We start from the raw sequence: 18,749 nt of genomic DNA, 5'->3' as shown, positions 1-18,749 counted from the left end.
GCGGGAACCCAAAGGCCCCGCGGCGCACATGATTTACTTGAAAGGTCAAATCTTCTCGTAGCGGTCCACATTGATCACGAAAATGGTGGCGCCGCCCACCTCCACCGTCATGGGCATGGTAGCGTAGTTGACCATGGTGGTACCGGAAATATAGGGCATGTTCACGGTGATCTTCTGGTGCTGTCCACACTCCTGTTTGATGATATCGATCACTTCCTGAACCTTGTCATCTTCAGCGCCGATCATCAGGGTGGTGTTCCCCTTCTTCAGGAATCCGCCGGTGGTGGAAAGGCGGGTGATGCTGTAGTGGTGCTGAGTCAGCTGGCTGACAACATCGTCCTCGTTGTCATTTCTCACGATCGCGTATACTAATTTCATATCGATGACCTCCTCTACTCTCTGATTGAAATATATTATACCACAATTCAGAGAATAAAGTGTTAATTTTTCTTAAAGATTTACAATTTATGAATTTGTGCTGCATTAATTTTCTCATCGGATGGACATCCGCAGCCCCTTAAACGGTCACTCCGCGCTCTGTCTCTGGCCAAGGGTGATGGGAACCTCGTGCTCCACGTAAGTGCCGTTTACCAGGGACTGGACGGTCAGGGTGACGGTGGAACCGCTCTCGTAATAGGTCAGCATCCGGGTCAGCTCCTCCATGCTGGTGACGGACTGACCGTCAAACTTGGTGATAATGTCCTTTTCTTTCAGTTCGGAATTGGCCGCAGCGCCGTTCTCCATGATCTGATACACGTAAACGCCCACCGGCATTCCAAGCTCTTTTGAGGTGGCGGGGTCCACGTTGGTCACGCGGATTCCCAGGGTTCCCTGGGCGTCCTCAGACACGGCTACCCGGGTCTTTTTGGTCATCAGGGTATTTAAGATATCCTGAGCCTTGGAGATGGGAATCGCAAAGCCCATGCCTTCCACCTCGGTGGAGGCGGTCTTGGCCGCGTTGATGCCGATTACATTTCCGTTTAAATCCAGCAGAGCGCCGCCGCTGTTGCCGGGGTTGATGGCCGCGTCGGTCTGGATAAAGGTGCGGCTGATGCCCTTCTCATCCTCGATCTCACGGTCCAGAGCGCTGACATAACCCACGGTCACGGACTGTCCGTAGCCCAGCGCGTTGCCGATGGCGATGACCTGCTGCCCTACCTTGATCTGGTCGGAGTCGCCCATGGTGGCAACCTTGATCTTGCTCATGGTGTCCGCCGGGATGTCGGAGAGCTGAACCGCCACGATGGCCAGATCGGTTGCGGAGTCGGTGCCCTTCACCGCAGCGCTCACATCCTTGTTGTCCACAAAGGTCACCTTTAAGTCGCTGGCTCCCTCTACCACGTGGTTGTTGGTGGCGATCAGCAGCTCGCTGTCGCTCTTGGCTACGATGATGCCGGAGCCGCTGGATTTGGCCTCAAAGGTCTGGGGCATACCGAAGAAATCCCGCTGCTGAACCGTCATGGTATCGTTGATCGCCACCACGGAGGGCATTGCGTTCTCAACGATTCCCGATACGTCGTTTACCGAGGAGACCGGCGTGGCGGCCGTCTGGTCGGAATTGTTGTTGGCAGTGGTCAGCGCCGGTGCGGGCGCCTGGGTTTCGGCCGGTGCGCTCTGGGTATTGTTCGCCGCGTAGAGTCCTGTGACCCGGCTGCCGATCAGGCTCACGCCGGTCATCACTCCGCCGGACACGGTGCCAAAGAGTACGGCCGCCGCTGTGATTCCGGCCACCTTCTTGGCCATTTTCCCTTTCTTGCCCGGTTTCTGGGGTTCTCCTGAAGGTACTCCCGGACGGTACGGATTGTTGTTCATCCCGCCGCCGTTTCCATTTCCATTTAAATTTCCCTGCTCCATATGTTCAAAATTGTTCATCCCATTTTCATACATAATTGTGATCTCCTTTCGCTTTTCTTCTATTTAGTTTCGCCTTTCGGCTCGCTTTCCTTTTGATATTTAACAATATACCCGGGAATTGTGGTGGAATTGTGAAGCGTTTATGGAAAATTTGTGTTCGAATTAAGATTCTTCACACTGGCCCGCAAGCGATGCATACCATAGATTATAGTTCAATTAGGAGGAGTGATTCTTATGTTCGATACACCGGTAATGCTGACTCCGCTGCATTACGCCTATCTGATCGGAGTGATCGCGATTCTGGCGGTCATGGTCCGGCGGCGCGATACCCCGGCGGTCTGCATCGCCTTTCTGTTTATACTGGGAGTCATCGGCCTGGGCTCTGTGGCCGGAGGCATCATGACCGTATTTAACGCCGTACTGTACGCGGCGCGGGAATTTATGGAGGTGATCGCCACCATTGCGCTGGTCACGGCGCTCTCCAAATGTCTGAAGGATTTGGGCAGCGATTACCTGATGATGGTTCCCATGTCCAGGGTGATGAAAACGCCCTCTCTCACCTGGTGGATTCTGGGCCTGACCATGTTCTTGTTCTCCCTGTTCCTGTGGCCGTCGCCCTCCGTGGCTCTGGTGGGAGCCATCATGCTTCCCTTTGCCGTGAAGGCCGGCCTAAACCCTCTGGCTGCGGCCATGGCCATGAACCTGTTCGGCCACGGCTTTGCTCTGAGCTACGACTTTGTGATCCAGGGAGCGCCCGGAGTCTCGGCTGGAGCCGCAGGGGTGAGCTCCGCCGATATTCTCACCCAGGCCGCTCCGGTATTCTGGGTCATGGGCATCGCCACCGTGGTAAGCGCCTTTCTCTTAAACCGTCGCACCATGGGGATACAGTCGGTTGTTCCGGCAGGTCCGCACCTCTTTGGCGGCGGGGAAGGGGCTGACTCCGGCGAATTGCCGTCCGGCGGGGACGGCGGCGTTTCCGGGACTGGCGGTCTCTCCCGCAAACCCGCAGCTTCCCGCAAAGCGGCCATGACTCTGGCAATTCTCACGCCCCTTGCCTTTCTGGCCGATATTCTGATGATGTTTGCGTTCAATTTAAAAGGCGGGGATGCCACCAGCCTGGTCTCCGGAACCGCGGCCCTTGTGATGTGCGCCGGGGCGGCGCTGGGGTTTAAGGGGCGTTTCCTGGAGAAAGTCACGGACTATGTGACCGACGGCTTTCTGTTCGCCATCCGCATCTTTGCACCGGTGATTATCATCGGCGCGTTTTTCTTTTTGGGCGGCAGCGGGATCACCACCATTATGGGCGATCAGTTCCAGAGCGGGATCATGAACGACTGGGCGGTCTGGCTGGCCCACAACGCGCCCTTAAACAAATATATGGCCGCGCTGATTCAGATGGTTGTAGGCGCTCTGACCGGCTTAGACGGCTCCGGTTTTTCCGGACTCCCCCTGACCGGCTCCCTGGCCCGCACCTTCGGCCTGGCGGTGGGCGCATCGGTTCCCGTGCTGGCGTCTCTGGGACAGATCACCGCGATCTTTGTGGGCGGTGGGACCATCGTCCCCTGGGGGCTGATTCCCGTGGCGGCCATCTGCGACGTGAGCCCTCTGGAGTTGGCCCGGAAGAACCTGCTGCCGGTGCTGATCGGCTTTATCTGCGCCTTTTTCACCGCCTGCCTGTTGCTGTAAACTGTTTCTTGACAAGGAGGATTTGCCATGTGCGGAATCGCTGGCTTTTACTGTGCGAAAAAACATTACCTGAAAGAACCTGCCCGCTATGAGTCCATCCTGTCGTCCATGGCCTCGGTGCAACGCCACCGGGGGCCGGACGATGAGGGAATCTGGCTGTGGGAGCACGCGGGACTTTCCCACGCCCGCCTGTCCATTATCGATCTGGCGGGCGGCAGACAGCCGATGACTAAAACCGACGCCGGTCAGACCTTTGCCATCGTCTACAACGGCGAATTGTACAACACCGGCGAGTTACGGAAGGAGCTGCGGGACTGCAGCCACACCTTTCTCACCTCCAGCGACACGGAGGTCATTCTCGCCGGCTACATGGAGTACGGGCCGGAGTTTGTCAAGCGCCTGAACGGCATCTTTGCCTTCGCCATACTGGACCCGGTGAAGGACAGCCTGTTTTTGTTCCGGGACCGCAGCGGGGTCAAACCTCTGTTCTACACAGTACGGGACGGGGAGGTGGTATTCTCGTCTGAGTTGAAGGGGATTTTCGCGTTTCCGGGCATGGAACCGGAGCTGGACCGCAGGGGATTGAACGAAGTGTTCTCCGTCGGTCCGGCCAGAACGTCGGGCTGCGGCGTATTCAAGGGCATGGAGGAGGTGCTGCCGGGGCATTTTCTCTGCTGCTCCCCGGAAGGGGTCTCAAACCACTGCTATTGGCGGCTTGAAAGCCGTCCCCACACGGACAGCTATGAGCGCACGGTGGAACAGACTTCCTTCCTGGTGACGGATGCCATCCGCCGCCAGATGGTTTCCGATGTGCCCATCTGCACCTTTTTGTCCGGCGGGGTGGACTCCAGCCTGGTCTCCGCGGTCTGTGCGGCGGAATTAAAGAAGCGCGGGGAGAGGCTCAACACCTTTTCCTTTGATTTCGTGGACAATGACCGCTATTTTAAGGCCAACTCCTTCCAGCCCTCCCAGGACCGTCCCTTTGTGGACAAAATGGTGGAATTTCTGGGCAGCAGCCACCACTATCTGGAATGCGACAATCTCACCCAGGCGGACCGGCTCTATGACTCGGTGCTGGCCCACGATCTGCCCGCCATGGGGGACATCGATTCCTCCATGCTTCAGTTCTGTTCCATGGTGAAGGAACACAATAAGGTGGCTCTGACCGGCGAGTGCGCGGACGAGATTTTCGGGGGATATCCCTGGTTTCACCGCAAGGAGTGCTTTGAGGCCCACACCTTCCCCTGGACCATGGATTTGAACGCCCGCAAGGTGCTGCTCAGCGATGATTTTATCCAGTTTCTGGGGATGGAGGACTATGTGCGGGAAACCTACGAGCGCTCCGTGGCCGAGACGCCCCGGCTGGACGGGGACACCCCCGAGGAGGCCCGCAGGCGTGAGATCGCCTACTTAAACCTGCGCTGGTTCATGCAGACCCTGTTAAACCGAATGGACCGGGACAGCATGTACTCCGGCCTGGAAGCCCGGGTGCCCTTTGCCGACCACCGGATCATCGAGTATGTGTGGAACGTGCCCTGGGATATGAAAACCAGGGGCGGCGTGGTGAAAAACCTGCTGCGCCAGGCGGGCCGGGGCCATCTGCCGGACGAGATTCTCTTCCGCCGCAAATCCCCCTATCCCAAGACCTACGACACCAACTACGAGGCCCTGCTGGTGGAGCGCGTGCGTGAAATGGCAGCCGACTCCTGCGCCCCGGTCATGCAGTTCCTGGACCGGAAGAAGCTGGAGCGTTTTCTCCTCAGCCCCTCAGATTACGGGAGGCCCTGGTACGGACAGCTGATGGCCGGGCCGCAGATGCTGGCGTATATTTTGCAGGTTAATTTTTGGATGGAGCACTATAAAATCAGGCTTACTCTTTAAATTGGGAGAGGATGACGGCAAACGATAAAAATAAACCCGGCCCCGTCTGGACGCGCCGTCCGTTTGCGGGTATAATATCAAAGAATCACAAAATGCTTAAAGAAAAAAGGAGGGCCTGCCATGAGGGTGACGGGCATCATTGCAGAATACAATCCATTTCACGGCGGCCACCAGTATCAGATCGCCCGGGCAAAGGAGCTGTCCGGCGCGGATTACTGCGTGGTCGCCATGAGCGGCGACTTTGTACAGCGGGGCGAACCGGCCGTCTACTCCAAGTATCTGCGTGCACGGGCCGCCCTGGCCTGCGGCGCAGATCTGGTGCTGGAAATCCCGTCCCTGTTTGCCACGGGCAGCGCCGAGGACTTCGCCTCCTGCGGCGTGGCCCTGTTCTCCGGCCTGGGTGCGGTGGACACCCTCTGTTTCGGCAGCGAGTGCGGCGACACCGCCCCCCTTCTCAGGGCGGCCCGGTATCTGACCGGCGGTTCCGCGGAATACGAGGATTTGCTGCGGGAGGGCATCAAAAGCGGTCTCACCTGGCCCGCGGCCCGCAGCCGCGCCCTGAAAGTTCTGGGCGTTCTGGACCCGGACACCATAAGCCTCCTCGAAAGCCCCAACAACCTTCTGGGCCTGGAATACTGCCGCGCCCTTCTGGCCCAAAACAGCGCTCTCACGCCTTTGGCTGTCCTGCGCCGCGGAAATGCATACCATGATCAGGGACTGGAAAACGGACAGGCTTCCGCCTCCGCACTCCGAAAAGTCCTGTCCCAATCCCCTCTGGGGCTCGCAGACCCGGCTGTTGCACCCCATATTCCCCAAGAAGCCCGGGAGATATTTGCCGGCTCCGCCCCGCTTTTTGCCGGGGACTTTTCCGCCCTTTTAAATTTCGCCATCTCCGGCTGTATCCACGAGGGCATCCCTTTTGACCGTTTTGAGGGAATCAGCGATGATCTGGCGCGCCGCCTCGCCCGCATGGCTTTAACTCCCGCCGGCTGGGAAGGCCGCATCCGCCAGTTAAAGACCCGTCAGTACACCTACACCCGGGTGAGCCGCGCGCTCTGCCACCTGCTCCTGGGCGCCGACGCCCGGCTCACCGCAAAGGCCCGGACCTGCGGTTACGCCCCTTACGCCCGGGTGCTGGGATTTAACCGCTCGGCAGCTCCTCTGTTAGCCGCCGTCAAGCAAAAGACCTCCATCCCGCTGATCACCAAAACCGCCGATGCCCGAAAGCAGCTCACCGGCACCCCGCTGGAGCTTTTGAACCAGGACTTCCACGCCTCCCACCTCTGGCAGTCCGTCTACTGCACGAAATACGGCTGTTCCCTGCCCAATGAATTCACACAGAAACTGACCATCCTCTGACGTGGAAGCCTCTCTGCGGGTTTCCACGCCCGGGCCGGAACCCTTTGCCGCACCGGAGGCGCTTGCCCTTCCCCCCACACAACGCAGAACCGAAAAATGAGCCCGGCAGCCCGGACTCATTTTCCAAATACTTACATTTTTCAAAAAAGGCTTTTTAGCCTCCCGCCTCTCACTCCGCATCGTTTTCTCCCATCAGCTCCCGCACGATGGTTGGGCTCACGTTCAGGAACTTCACAAGTTCCCGGATCTCCGCCTCGTTGTCCTTGCGCTTCCCCTGCTTCACCGCCCGGATTAAAATATTCTTAGGCGTATGTTCCATATCGATAAATTCCAGAATCTGGGTCCTATAGCCCATATGCTCCAGCACCTGGGCCCGGATCGCGTCCGTGTACAGCGCGGCCATCCGCTCCTTGATCAGCCCATACTGGAACACTGGCCCCATCAACTGGTTCTCCATCTGTCCGTTCAGCTCGTGCTGGCAGCAGGGCACCGACAAAATCACCTTTGCGCCCCAACCCACGGCCTTGGCCAGGGCGTAATCCGTGGCCGTATCGCAGGCGTGCAGGGTCACCACCATGTCCACCTGATCCACGCCCTCGTAGCCCGCGATATCCCCGCAGGTAAAGCTCAGCCCCTCGTAGCCGTAGGCCCGCGCCAGCTTCTCACAGTGGGCGATCACATCCTCCTTTAAATCCAGGCCGATGATCCGCACCTGATACCCTCTCAGCTCCCGCAGATAATAGTACATGGCAAAGGTCAGGTAGGACTTTCCACAGCCGAAATCGATGATTGTGTTCTCCCGTCCCTTGTCCAGGCCGGGCAGCACATCCTCGACCATCTCCAAAAAGCGGTTGATCTGCCGGAATTTGTCGTACCGGCTGTTCACCACCCTGCCCTCCTTTGTCATCACGCCAAGATCGACCAGAAACGGCACCGCAATCCCTTCTTCCAGAATATACCGCTTCTGCCGGTTATGGGACATGGGGGTGATCCGCGCGGGCGCGGCCTGGGTTTTTCTGCGGCCTTTGACCTTGACCGTCACCTTTCCCTTTTTGCTGACCAGAATCAATCCGCTGCCCAGGGCAGAGGTCATCTCCGCCTGCCGGAACTGTCCGTCCAGGCGATCCGTCACATAAGCTGCCGCCTCTTCGGCGTCCAGATTGCGGTGAAACGCCTGTTTTCCCGCCTGCTCCTCCACCTGGAAACGCAGTTCCCCTTTTATCAGCAGGGGGCGCAGCCTGGCCCGGGAGAGCTGCTGCGGATTGACCGGATTGCTGAGCAGAATCCGCTCCAGGGATTCATTTAAAAACTGTTCCACCGCCCGGGTGGTCTCCTCGCGCTCTGTCTGATTCATGGATCATTCTCCTGACTCGTTTCATTCATCAGGCGCGGCCCCCTATCCGGCCGCAGTAAATGCCGCCGGAAAGTTCCGCGCCCTCACACAATCACCACAGCGGACCGGCCTGCGCCGTCACGCCAAAATACGCTTTGCCAGCTCTGTTAACTCCCCCATCTCCCCGATCACGCCGGCCGGCTCCACCGCCTGCCCAAACCCGTAGGACGCGTGCACGAAGGGGAGCCCCGCCTTGTCAGCCGCCTCCTGATCCATGGCCGTATCGCCCACGTAGAGCGCCCGGTCCAGGTGGTTTCGCTCTGTCACCAGGCGGATATTGTCCCCCTTGGGACGGCCGGTGCGGCCGAAGCACTCCATATCCCGGATCAGCTCTTCCAGGCCGCAGACCTTCATCAGCACCTGGATGTAGCCGTCCTGGCAGTTGCTGACAATGTACAGCTCGTACTCCCCGGCCAGCCGGCAAAGAGCCTCCCGGACGCCCGGGTAAAGGACTCCCGGATGGGTCAGGAGATACTCGTTCTCATGTTCCATACAGCGCTCCATGATCTCCCAGCGCCGCTTTTCCTCTAGGTGAGGCAGCATCATGTGGCTGATCTCATCCATAGGCCGCCCCATATATTGGTACATATCCTCCACCGTGATGGTTCTCCCTGCATCCGGGCAGGAGGCCAGGATATCGTTCCAGGCCTCCGTCACTTGGGGAGCTGAGTCCCACAGGGTTCCATCCACGTCAAACAGAATTCCCTTTTTCATCTAATTCTCCTCATCCACCCAGCCGCTCCGAAGGAGTTCGGGATAACGCTCCAGGTGTGCATAGTCGTTTAAGCGCTCCACATAAAACCGCCCCGTGTCCTCGTGGTAGTCCAGCTCGGAAATGCTGCAGTTCTCCAGGTCCACGGCCAGCATCCGCCATTTTGCCAGATCCATACCCAGAAAATGGGCGATCAGGGAACGGATCACGCCGCCGTGGGTCACAACGGCGACCCGCCGGTAGCCGCTGCGCGCCATCTCTTCGAACACAGGCAGGGCGCGGGCCACCACATCCCCGGCACACTCGCCGCCCGGGTAGGCCAGATCCCGTTCCATCTTCTGCTGTTCCCGCTTGAAATCCCTGTATTGTTCCGCTATGGCCGCGTCGGTCATTCCCTCCATGTCACCGAAGGAAATCTCCCGAAGGCCCGGGCGCACGAAATGTTCCACGTTCCAGTAAATATTGGCCGACTGGGCGGTCTGTACGGCGCGCAGCAGGTCGCTGGAATACACGGCGTCGATCTTCGCCGGCACCAGCCGCTCCCCCACCAGGGCCGCCTGCCGAAAGCCCGCCTCGCTCAAATCCACGTCCACGTTGCAGAGCTTGCTGCTCTGCCGCCCATGGCGGATCAGATATAACTTCATGGCACTCTCCCCTAGTTCTTAAAACTGTGAATCGGCGCCGGGATACGTCCGCCCCGGGTGACAAACTTCTCGCAGGAGAAGGTGTTCACCGGGATAATGGGCGCGTAGCCCAAAAGGCCGCCGAACTGGGCCGTGTCGCCCACGCTCTTTCCGATCACCGGGATCAGGCGCACCGCCGTGGTCTTCTGGTTCACCATACCGATGGCCGCCTCGTCGGCAATGATTCCGGAAATGGTGGACGCCGGCGTGTCGCCGGGGATGGCGATCATATCCAGGCCCACGGAGCAGACGCAGGTCATAGCCTCCAGTTTCTCCATGGTGAGCGCTCCCAGGCTCACCGCGTCGATCATCCCCTGGTCCTCGCTGACCGGGATAAACGCGCCGCTTAAGCCGCCCACATAGGAGGAAGCCATAACGCCGCCCTTTTTTACCTGATCGTTGAGCATGGCCAGGGCCGCCGTGGTTCCGGGGGCTCCCACCCGCTCCAGGCCGATCTCCTCCAGAATCTCCGCCACGCTGTCGCCCACCGCCGGGGTGGGTGCCAGGGACAGATCGATGATTCCGAAGGGAATCCCCAGGCGCTTGGAAGCCTCCTGGGCTACCAGCTGGCCCACGCGGGTGATCTTGAAGGCCGTTTTCTTGATGGTCTCGCAGAGCACCTCAAAGTTGGCTCCTCTGGCCTTCTCCAACGCCACCTTCACCACTCCGGGGCCGCTGACGCCCACGTTGATCACGGCATCCGCCTCGGTGACGCCGTGGAAAGCGCCCGCCATGAAGGGATTGTCGTCCGGGGCATTGCAGAATATCACCAGCTTGGCGCAGCCCAGACTGTCGTTGTCCTTCGTGGCCTCGGCTGTCTCCTTTACAATGTGGCCCATGATCTCCACCGCGTCCATATTCAGGCCGGTTTTGGTGGAGCCCACGTTTATGGAGCTGCAAACCCGCTCCGTCTGCGCAAGAGCCTGGGGAATGGAACGGATCAGGTTTTGGTCCGCCGTTGTCATACCCTTGCTCACCAGGGCGGAGTATCCGCCGATGAAGTTCACGCCCACCTCCTTGGCCGCCCGGTCCAGCGTCCGTGCGATGGTCACAAAGTCCTCCGGCTTTTTGCAGGCCGCGCCGCCCACCAGGGCGATGGGGGTAACGGAAATGCGCTTGTTCACAATAGGGATGCCGAAATCCCGCTCAATATCATTTCCCGTGGCCACCAGATCCTTTGCCATGGTGGTGATTTTCCGGTAGATTTTCTCGTTGACCGCGTCCAGATCGCCGTCCACGCAGTCAAGCAGGCTGATGCCCAGCGTGATGGTGCGCACGTCCAGCTTCTCGTGCTCAATCATGTTGTTGGTCTCATTTACCTCGTATATGTTTATCATGCTCATATGTCCCTTTCTGTCCTGAGTTTAGGCAGTGTTGCGCTTCGCGGCCGGTTCCCGCGGATTCATCCGCTGTCCGGGCCGGTTCCCGGCGGGCCGCCGGAGATCAGATCCGGTGCATTTTGGTGAAAATGTCCTCTCTCTGAATCTTTACCTTCACGCCGATGGCCTCTCCCACCTGCTCCAGCTCCTCCGCAACATCGCCGAAGGACTGGGAAATGGCGGTCACGTCCACGATCATCATCATGTTGAAATAGTCCTGCACGATGGTCTGGGAAATGTCCAGGATGTTGATCCGGTTTTCCGCCAGATAGGTACATACTTTTGCGATAATTCCTACGGTGTCTTTTCCTACTACGGTAATAATTGCTTTGCTCATTCCAGCTCTCCTCTTTTTACTTTATAGTATGATCGTAACTGTTCAGCAGGTCTGCGCGCTTGCTGCGCTGACCGTATGAAAATCTAAGCTTGCTGGCAAAAATCCCATCGACGAAGTCGATTTTAAATGGATTTTTGCTCGTATCCGTGAAGGTACTGAACAGATACGTATGATCTATGTAAACGCTGTCTCAGCTTACAGATTGACAATCTCGCTCATCTGGTCCCGGCCCGCCACGGTGATGGAGAAATCCGCCGCGCCGTAAGGGCAGTCGCCCTCGTCGATCTCCAGGCGCACCGTCTCGTAGGCCAGCTCCGCATAGTTGTTTTCCTTGCTCAGATGGCCCAGGAGAATCTTTTTCATGCGGTCGTGGAGGATGCAGTTTAACAGCCTGCCCGCGTTCTCATTGGACAGATGGCCGTGATCCCCCAGAATCCTGCGCTTCAGATAGTAGGGATACGGGCCGCTCTCCAGCATCCGCACGTCGTGGTTGGATTCCAGCAGCAGAGCGTCCAAATCCCGCAAATGGTCGATGATATACTGGTCGTAATGTCCCATGTCCGTCGCCACCGCCACGGAGCGCTCCCCGCACTGCACCCGGTAGGCCACCGGGTTTGCCGCGTCGTGGTCGATGCTGAAGGGCTTGACCGTCAGATCCCCCACCACAAAATCCACATCCGGGCACACGGGGTGTAAAAGCTCCCTGTCATAGTCCCCAAGGCTGCTCTTGGAACGGATCTCGTCCAGGGTCTCCCGGGTGGCGTAGATGGGCACCTGGTACTTGCGGGCCAGCACGCCCAGGCCCTTGATGTGGTCCGAATGCTCGTGGGTGATCAGGATGCCGTCCACATCCCCGCCCTTCAGGCCGATATCGTTCAGTCCCTGCTGGATGCGCTTGTTGCTGATTCCCGCGTCCACCAGAATATGGGTCTTGTCAGACCCTATGTAAATGCAGTTGCCGCTGCTGCCGCTCGCAATGCTTACCATTCTCATATTGTAGGTTCCTCTGCTTTTCTTTCCGTGAGAAGGCCGTCGATCTGCCGCCTGGTCTCCTCCAAAGTACCGTTGTTGTCGATCCTGCGGTCACAGAACGCCTCAAATTCCGCCTCCCCGGCCTGGCTCTCCATAATCGCCCGGGATTTCTCCTCGCTGTAGCCCCTGTTTTTTGCCAGGCGCAGCAGCCGGTTCTCCCTCGATGTATAAACATACCACATTTCCTGGCAGTTGTCACGAAATTCTTGACCTAAAATCGCCGCCTCGATCACCACCAGGCGGTTGGGGGAGGTCTCCGCCTCCCGCCATACCTCCTGCCACACCGCGGGGTGAGTCAGCCGGTCCACCTGACGCCGTTTTTCCCCGTCCCCAAAGATCAGGGCGGCCATGGCCTGCCGGTCGATGGTCCCGTCCTCCGCCAGAATGGAATCCCCCAGGTACTCCACCACCCGCCGGTAGCACTCCTGCCCCGGCTCCATCAGAGCCTTGGCTACCTCGTCGGCCTGGATAACATGGGCGCCAAAATCCCCGGCCAGAATTTTTAACACCCGGCTCTTGCCGGCGCCCACGCCCCCGGTCACGCCGATGATCCGTTTTTCCATATCGCTCACCTGTCTGTTTGCAGGGCCCCAGCTGTCGGCTGCGGCCCTGCGTTCACTGTATTTTTATTTAGCTGCAAACCAGGAATCGCCCACCTTGGCGTCCACCTCCAGGGCCACCTTCAAATCCGCGGCCCCCTTCATCTGTTCCTCCAGCAGGGCTTTCACAGCCTCCACCTCGCTGCGCTCGGTCTCCACCAAAAGCTCATCGTGGATCTGCAGCACGATTCTGGACTTCATGTTCCGCTTCTTTAACTCCCGGTCCACCCGGATCATGGCGATCTTCATCACGTCCGCCGCAGTTCCCTGGATGGGGGAATTCATCGCCACGCGCTCGCCGAACTGGCGCTGCATGAAGTTGGCGGATTTCAGTTCCGGAATGGGACGCCTGCGGCCATAGAGTGTGGTCACGTACCCCTGTTCCTTGCCCTGAGTCACCAGTCCGTCCAGAAAGGTCTTGACGCCCGGATAGGTCTCAAAATATTTGTTGATATACTCCACTGCCTCCTTGCGGGAAATGCTCAAATCCTCGCTGAGTCCGAAGGCGCTGATGCCGTAAACGATACCGAAGTTCACGGCCTTGGCGTTGCGCCGCTGCAGGGGCGTCACCTGGTCTAAGGGGATATGGAACACCTCCGAAGCCGTGATGGCGTGGATGTCCTGGGCGGAGCGGTAGGCCCCGATCAGCCGGTCGTCCCCCGACATGTGGGCCAGGATGCGCAGCTCGATCTGGGAGTAGTCCGCGTCCACAAACACGCTTCCCTCCCTGGGCACAAAGACCTTGCGAATCTCCCGCCCCAGCTCCATACGCACTGGAATATTCTGTAAATTCGGCTCCGTGCTGCTGATGCGGCCGGTGGCCGTGATGGTCTGGTTGAATTTGCCGTGGATGCGGCCATCCGAGCCGATAAACGCCGCCAGCCCTTCCGCGTAGGTGGAGTAGAGCTTGGTCAGCTGACGGTAGTCCAGAATCTTCTGAACCACCGGATAGTCCGGAGCCAGCTTCTCCAGCACGTCCGCAGCGGTGGAATAGCCGGTCTTGGTCTTTTTGCCGCCGGGCAGCGCCATATCTCCGAATAGGATTTCGCCCAGCTGCTTGGGGGAATTGATGTTGAATTCCTTGCCCGTGTCGCGGTAGATCTCCTGCTCCAGCACGTCGATCTGCACCTTCAGGCGGCTACCGTACTCCTTTAACTCCTCCCGCTCCACCTTCACACCGGCCTGTTCCATACTGGAAAGGCTGTAAATCAGCGGCATCTCGATCTCGATGAACAGCTGGTACATGCCGGTCTGTTTCAGGCGCTCAGTCAGAGGCGCGGCCGCCTTCATAGCCACATATCCCATATAGCAGGCGCAGCTGACGGCCTTGGGGGCCTTCATCCACAGGGCGTCGCCTAAGGACTGTTTGCCCAACAGATCCGCCTTGGAGGGCACGGTAAGTCCAAGGAAGTCCCTTGCAAGATCGTCGTACCCGTAGGAGTCCTTCAGGGGATTTAACAGGTATCCGGCTACCCCTGCGTCAAACACCGGGCCGTCGTAGGGGATATCCAGATAGGGCAGCTGTTCCTTTAAATCCAGCACCCAGGCGCCCGCTCCTCCATTCCTCCCCCGCAGCAGCGCGGATATCCGTTCCAACAGCCACACCTCAGTCAGTTCCCCGCCGGTGACAATACAGCAGATATCCTCCTCCCCTGCGCACAGCGCTGCGGCGGCCACGGGTAAAAGACCTTCCTTTGCCTTTTCACCGGACTGCAGCGTCCCGCCCTCGTCAAAGGAGAACGAGAGCTGCTCCATCTCTCCCGCCGCCCTGGCTGCGCTGCGGCTGGCGGTGATCAGCTGCACGCCCACCACCGGCTGCTTTGCGGCCTTTGCGAACAGCGTTTCCGCCTCCGCCTTCTCCGTCACCAGACGGAAACCGTCCTCAAGGCTGGAGGTCTCCCCGCCGCCCAGGGAAGCGGCGTCAAAGCGGGTGAGAATGGACTTAAACTCCAGCCGCTTCATGTACTGGTACGCCTCCGGCGTGTAGAGGTTTTCGATCTGCGTTTTCCCGTATTCGAACTCCACCGGGCAGTCCAGGCAGATGGTGGCCAGCTCCTTGCTCATCTGCGCCATGTCGTAGTGCTCCTCCAGAGCCTTTTTCGCCCTGGGCGGACGGATCTCCTCCAGATGCGCGTAAGCATTTTCAATGCTGCCGTAAGCGCTTATGATGGCCGTGGCCGTCTTCTCGCCGATGGACGGGACGCCGGGAATATTGTCCGAGGAATCCCCCATCAGAGCTTTCACGTCGATGAACTCTGCGGGCGTCACCTGGTACTCCCGTTTCACGTCCTCCGGGTAATAGTCGTGGACCTCCGTGCCGCCCCTGCTGGTCTTGGGGATGCGGATTTTGATGTGCTCGTCCGCCAGCTGCAGCAGGTCCCGGTCTCCGGAGACAACGGACACCTCGATGCCCTCCTTCTGGCTGCGCTTGGCCACGGTGCCCAGAATGTCGTCCGCCTCATAACCCGGCAGCGTCAGAATCGGCACGCCCATGGCTGTAAGCACCTCCTTCATCAGCGCCACCTGCTCGTGGAGCTCCTCGGGCATGGGCTTACGCGTGCCCTTGTAGGCTTCGTACATCTGATGGCGGAAGGTGGGCTCCTTCAGGTCAAAGGCCACCGCCAGGTGGTCCGCTTTCTCCTCCTCGAGAATTTTAAACATGATATTTAAAAAACCGTACACTGCGTTGGTATGCAGACCCTCCGAGTTGGTCAGGTCCGGTACCCCGTAAAATGCGCGGTTTAAGATACTGTGTCCGTCGATTAAAACAAGTTTGTCCATCTTGATTTCCTTTCTGCCTTGTGCGGGGCGGGCCCGCAGATTATAAGCCTAAAAAGCCCAGCTGTCCCCAGATGCGCAGCTGTAATATGAGCACCACCAACACCGCCCAGAAGCACAGGGTATTCACCGCGTACCTGGCCGTCTGCAGCAGATAGAGGGTGTGAATCCGCTGTCGTGAGATCTCCAGGGCCGTCTCCAGGGCCCCTTTGATGTTGTAGGTGCCGGTGCCCTCGTCCAGCTGCCGGATGCCCACATCCACGGTAAAATAGATCTCCAGCTCTTCCCTGCAGTCTTCACAGGTATCGATATGCTTTAAAAATTCCGCCAGCTCTGCGTCGGTGAGTTCCCCATTGATATAGGGCATCACCAGGCGCTCCGCCTCTCTGCAGGTCATAAGCCTTCCTCCTCGCTCTGTCTCAAATCTCCCTCCATCATACAATAAATTATCTTCTTTTTCAATGCAAAAAATACTTGCCAAAGTGATTATCCTGTGATAGAATAATTAGCGTTGTAAACGATTTCCGGCCGGCATGTCGGAATGGCAGACGATGCGGACTCAAAATCCGTTGGCGGCAACGCCGTGTGGGTTCAAGTCCCACTGCCGGCACTCGTTATTTTTAAAGAATGTCCTGAAAGGTGACGTATTTGCGTTACTTTTGGGGCATTTTTTGTATAACAGGAAAGAGTGTAAAACCCTTGATCATTCAATCGGTTTTACACTCCCTGTGGTGTAGTATGTACTTATGCGGTATGCCTTTTGGTGTCGTGAATGTGGTCGTCAAGAATCACGTGAACCCGTTCTACCTCGTCCAAAATAAGCGATTCCGATCTCATGATCTGATTTTTCAGATTGCGTTCTGTGGACCGGATCTGTAATTCCATGCCGTCCATGCGAATTTCCATGCTATCCATGCGCTTTTCCATGCCATCCATGCGCTTTTCCATGCTGCCCATGTGCATTTCCATGCCGTCCATACGCTTTTCCATGCTGCCCATGCGCATTTCCATGCCGTCCATGCGCTTTTCCAGGCCGCCCACTTGCTTTTCCAGGTTGCCCATCTGCTTTTCCAGGTTGCCCATCTGCCCGTTCATAGCCTGCATTTGAACAATCAATAAATCAAGTTTTTCGCTATCCGTCATTCTATCACCACCTTCCCGAGTCAGAATTGATATGGGTCGATTATACCATAATCCGGGTATTAAGTCTATTCAATTATCAACCTGTAATTTTGTAATATTTTACTCTCTTTTTCTAAAGTCATGCCAGGCAGCCCGCTATCCGGCGGCATTGTTATCCTGTGATTTCAGACATCCGGGATGAGTGTCACACCTGGGCACGCTCTCCATTTTTCAAGAAACGTTCCTCAAATTCCTCCACAGGCATTGGCCGATAAAACACATAGCCCTGTATATAATCGCAGCCCAGACTTTTCAGGTATTCCACATAACCCCTGGTCTCCACGCCCTCTGCCACGGTCTTCAGCCCCAGTTCCTTAGCGGATTCCAGAATATGGCGGACAAGGACACGCTCTCTGGGATCGCTCTCATTTTGAAACAGGGAGCGGTCGATCTTCAGAGATACCAGATCGGTGTTCGTCAGTACGCTGAAAGAGGAGTATCCGCTGCCAAAATCGTCAAGAGAACAGGAAAATCCAAAATTTTTAAGCTGTCCAACCACGTTTTGCACCTGATCCACCTGATTCAGCACGATGCTCTCCAGGAGTTCAAACTCAATGCAGTCTTTCGGACAGGGATACTTTTCATAGACAGCCGCATATTCCTTGAGAAAATACCGGTAATTAAACATATCGCTGGAAAGGTTCACGCTAATGCGGATCTTTTTTCCGTACAGTTCCAGCCAGCGCCTGATATTCTTACAGACCCGCTCAAACAAAAACAGATCCAGGTCGCCGATCAATCCATTTTTTTCCAACTCGGGCAGAAAATCCGCCACCGGGATCAATCCCTTTTTTGGATCGATCCAGCGCACCAGGGCCTCCGCCTGGGTGACCTCGCCGGTTTTTAAATCCACCTTCGGCTGCAGATAGAGCTTGATATCCCCGTGATCCATAGCCGGACGGATATTCTGCTCCATGTTATAACTGCCCAGGTTCGTATCGTGATGGGTTTCACCGTACACTTCAAAGTGGGAATTGCGCAGCACGCTCTCCGGGCTCTCCACCCGGCAGATGTCCGCATTGTACTGAGCGGTGTAAAAGTCCTTCGGCCGGTCCGTCAGGCGGTAAACGCCCATCCCGCTGTAAACCTTCCCATATTCGTCGCCGTAGGGCCAATCTCTGATCCTGGCGTTTAGTTTAATGACGTACTGGAATATCTCCTCGTAGTCCTCCGGCATATGAACCAGCAGATTAAAATACCCCAGCTGAATATGGGCCACATATTCAGCCTCCCCGATCCAGGTGCGGATGGCCTCATAGACTTGTCCGACCAACCAGTCACCCGCTTCCCGTCCGAACAGGCGATTGAAAATGCGGAAACGTTTTATTTTCAGGCTGATAAGGGCGTACTCCTCAGGATTCTTTCTGCATACCTGCTCATACCGTTCCTTCATCCACAGTTCATCATTCAAACCAGACATTGCTTTATCCTCTGTTTTCCAAAATTAAGAAACATCTCTATTCTAACATTCTTTTACAGTCTTAGCAATGTCCATTAACGTTTTCTTAATGGGATCAGCGGGTCAGATCGTAGCTCTCCGCGATCATCCGGCGGATCTCCTTGTCCGGCACCGTGCCGTCCAGAAGCACGGTGTTCCAGTATTTCTTGTTTAAATGATAGCCCGGAAGCACGCCCGGATAAGCCTTGCGCCAGAATTCCACCCACTGGGGGTCGCACTTCACATTGACGCAGACCTGCCCCTCCCGGCGGTAAATCCAGGCGAACACCCGCCGGTTTGACCGATGCCGGATCACCGCCCACTCGTGATCGTGGAAGGGGTAATCCTCATATACATCGGGGTACGTCAGGCAGTGGGCGATCAGATCTTTTTTTGTTTTCAGCATTTTGCCGCCTCCGTATTTTATACTGCTCCC

General features: G+C 57.3%; 17 protein-coding genes and 1 tRNA gene. 4 read left to right on the top strand and 14 right to left on the bottom strand.

The window, feature by feature from the left end:
• Positions 1-45 precede the first annotated feature (45 nt).
• Together ACK2JC_RS28235 and ACK2JC_RS28230 are read right to left on the bottom strand one after the other, a co-directional pair.
• Positions 46-378, bottom strand: coding sequence for a cyclic-di-AMP receptor (locus tag ACK2JC_RS28235; protein WP_007711114.1), 333 nt, complete (start codon positions 376-378; stop codon positions 46-48).
• Positions 379-525: 147 nt separating this feature from the next.
• Positions 526-1,812, bottom strand: coding sequence for a S1C family serine protease (locus ACK2JC_RS28230; RefSeq protein ID WP_227167637.1), 1,287 nt, complete (start codon positions 1,810-1,812; stop codon positions 526-528).
• Between the two features lie 276 nt (positions 1,813-2,088).
• On the opposite strand from ACK2JC_RS28230, the gene ACK2JC_RS28225 reads away from it, so the two are divergent.
• From ACK2JC_RS28225 to ACK2JC_RS28215, 3 genes are all read left to right on the top strand, one after another.
• The gene (locus ACK2JC_RS28225; RefSeq protein WP_320937296.1) at positions 2,089-3,540 is read left to right on the top strand and encodes a citrate transporter; all 1,452 of its coding nucleotides are present in this window, start codon (positions 2,089-2,091) and stop codon (positions 3,538-3,540) included.
• A 27-nt stretch (positions 3,541-3,567) separates the two neighbouring features.
• A complete protein-coding gene (asnB, locus tag ACK2JC_RS28220) occupies positions 3,568-5,421 on the top strand; it encodes an asparagine synthase (glutamine-hydrolyzing) (protein WP_320937297.1) in 1,854 nt (617 codons plus the stop codon).
• 120 nt (positions 5,422-5,541) lie between these two features.
• Complete coding sequence (locus tag ACK2JC_RS28215; RefSeq protein ID WP_320937298.1) at positions 5,542-6,780, top strand: nucleotidyltransferase family protein; 1,239 nt, start codon at positions 5,542-5,544, stop codon at positions 6,778-6,780.
• Positions 6,781-6,949: 169 nt separating this feature from the next.
• Here ACK2JC_RS28215 and ACK2JC_RS28210 read toward each other — a convergent pair whose 3' ends face one another.
• The 9 genes from ACK2JC_RS28210 to ACK2JC_RS28170 form a co-directional block, all read right to left on the bottom strand.
• Positions 6,950-8,134 (bottom strand): SAM-dependent methyltransferase, encoded by a 1,185-nt coding sequence (locus ACK2JC_RS28210; RefSeq protein ID WP_320937299.1) that lies wholly within the window; start codon positions 8,132-8,134, stop codon positions 6,950-6,952.
• Positions 8,135-8,251: 117 nt separating this feature from the next.
• Positions 8,252-8,887 carry an HAD family hydrolase gene (locus ACK2JC_RS28205; protein ID WP_320937300.1) on the bottom strand — a complete coding sequence of 212 codons (636 nt, stop codon included), beginning with the start codon at positions 8,885-8,887 and terminating at the stop codon, positions 8,252-8,254.
• Positions 8,888-9,529, bottom strand: a complete 642-nt coding sequence (locus tag ACK2JC_RS28200) for a histidine phosphatase family protein (RefSeq protein WP_107435432.1) — start codon at positions 9,527-9,529, stop codon at positions 8,888-8,890.
• An 11-nt stretch (positions 9,530-9,540) separates the two neighbouring features.
• A complete protein-coding gene (locus ACK2JC_RS28195; protein ID WP_107435461.1) occupies positions 9,541-10,905 on the bottom strand; it encodes a PFL family protein in 1,365 nt (454 codons plus the stop codon).
• A gap of 106 nt (positions 10,906-11,011) precedes the next feature.
• Positions 11,012-11,284, bottom strand: a complete 273-nt coding sequence (locus ACK2JC_RS28190) for an ACT domain-containing protein (RefSeq protein WP_092360675.1) — start codon at positions 11,282-11,284, stop codon at positions 11,012-11,014.
• Between the two features lie 195 nt (positions 11,285-11,479).
• Positions 11,480-12,277, bottom strand: coding sequence for an MBL fold metallo-hydrolase (locus ACK2JC_RS28185; RefSeq protein ID WP_024734653.1), 798 nt, complete (start codon positions 12,275-12,277; stop codon positions 11,480-11,482).
• On the bottom strand, positions 12,274-12,879 hold the full coding sequence (gene coaE, locus ACK2JC_RS28180) for a dephospho-CoA kinase (protein ID WP_092360676.1): 606 nt from the start codon (positions 12,877-12,879) through the stop codon (positions 12,274-12,276). The genes ACK2JC_RS28185 and coaE overlap by 4 nt, the downstream gene beginning before the upstream one ends.
• A gap of 63 nt (positions 12,880-12,942) precedes the next feature.
• Positions 12,943-15,696, bottom strand: a complete 2,754-nt coding sequence (polA, locus tag ACK2JC_RS28175) for a DNA polymerase I (RefSeq protein ID WP_368270670.1) — start codon at positions 15,694-15,696, stop codon at positions 12,943-12,945.
• A 40-nt stretch (positions 15,697-15,736) separates the two neighbouring features.
• Positions 15,737-16,090, bottom strand: a complete 354-nt coding sequence (locus tag ACK2JC_RS28170; protein WP_007711132.1) for an anti-sigma factor family protein — start codon at positions 16,088-16,090, stop codon at positions 15,737-15,739.
• A gap of 130 nt (positions 16,091-16,220) precedes the next feature.
• Between ACK2JC_RS28170 and ACK2JC_RS28165 the strand changes: the two genes are divergently transcribed.
• Positions 16,221-16,303, top strand: a tRNA-Leu gene (locus ACK2JC_RS28165).
• A 134-nt stretch (positions 16,304-16,437) separates the two neighbouring features.
• Here ACK2JC_RS28165 and ACK2JC_RS28160 read toward each other — a convergent pair.
• The 3 genes from ACK2JC_RS28160 to ACK2JC_RS28150 form a co-directional block, all read right to left on the bottom strand.
• Positions 16,438-16,836, bottom strand: a complete 399-nt coding sequence (locus tag ACK2JC_RS28160) for a hypothetical protein (RefSeq protein ID WP_320937888.1) — start codon at positions 16,834-16,836, stop codon at positions 16,438-16,440.
• 184 nt (positions 16,837-17,020) lie between these two features.
• Positions 17,021-18,295 (bottom strand): EAL domain-containing protein, encoded by a 1,275-nt coding sequence (locus ACK2JC_RS28155; RefSeq protein ID WP_368270674.1) that lies wholly within the window; start codon positions 18,293-18,295, stop codon positions 17,021-17,023.
• Positions 18,296-18,389: 94 nt separating this feature from the next.
• Positions 18,390-18,716, bottom strand: a complete 327-nt coding sequence (locus tag ACK2JC_RS28150; RefSeq protein WP_024734656.1) for an MmcQ/YjbR family DNA-binding protein — start codon at positions 18,714-18,716, stop codon at positions 18,390-18,392.
• Positions 18,717-18,749: the final 33 nt, after the last annotated feature.

The sequence above is a fragment of the Enterocloster lavalensis genome (assembly GCF_046603895.1).
In the GTDB taxonomy this organism is placed as follows: domain Bacteria; phylum Bacillota; class Clostridia; order Lachnospirales; family Lachnospiraceae; genus Enterocloster; species Enterocloster lavalensis.
This window is presented reverse-complemented; position numbering and strand designations above follow the sequence as displayed.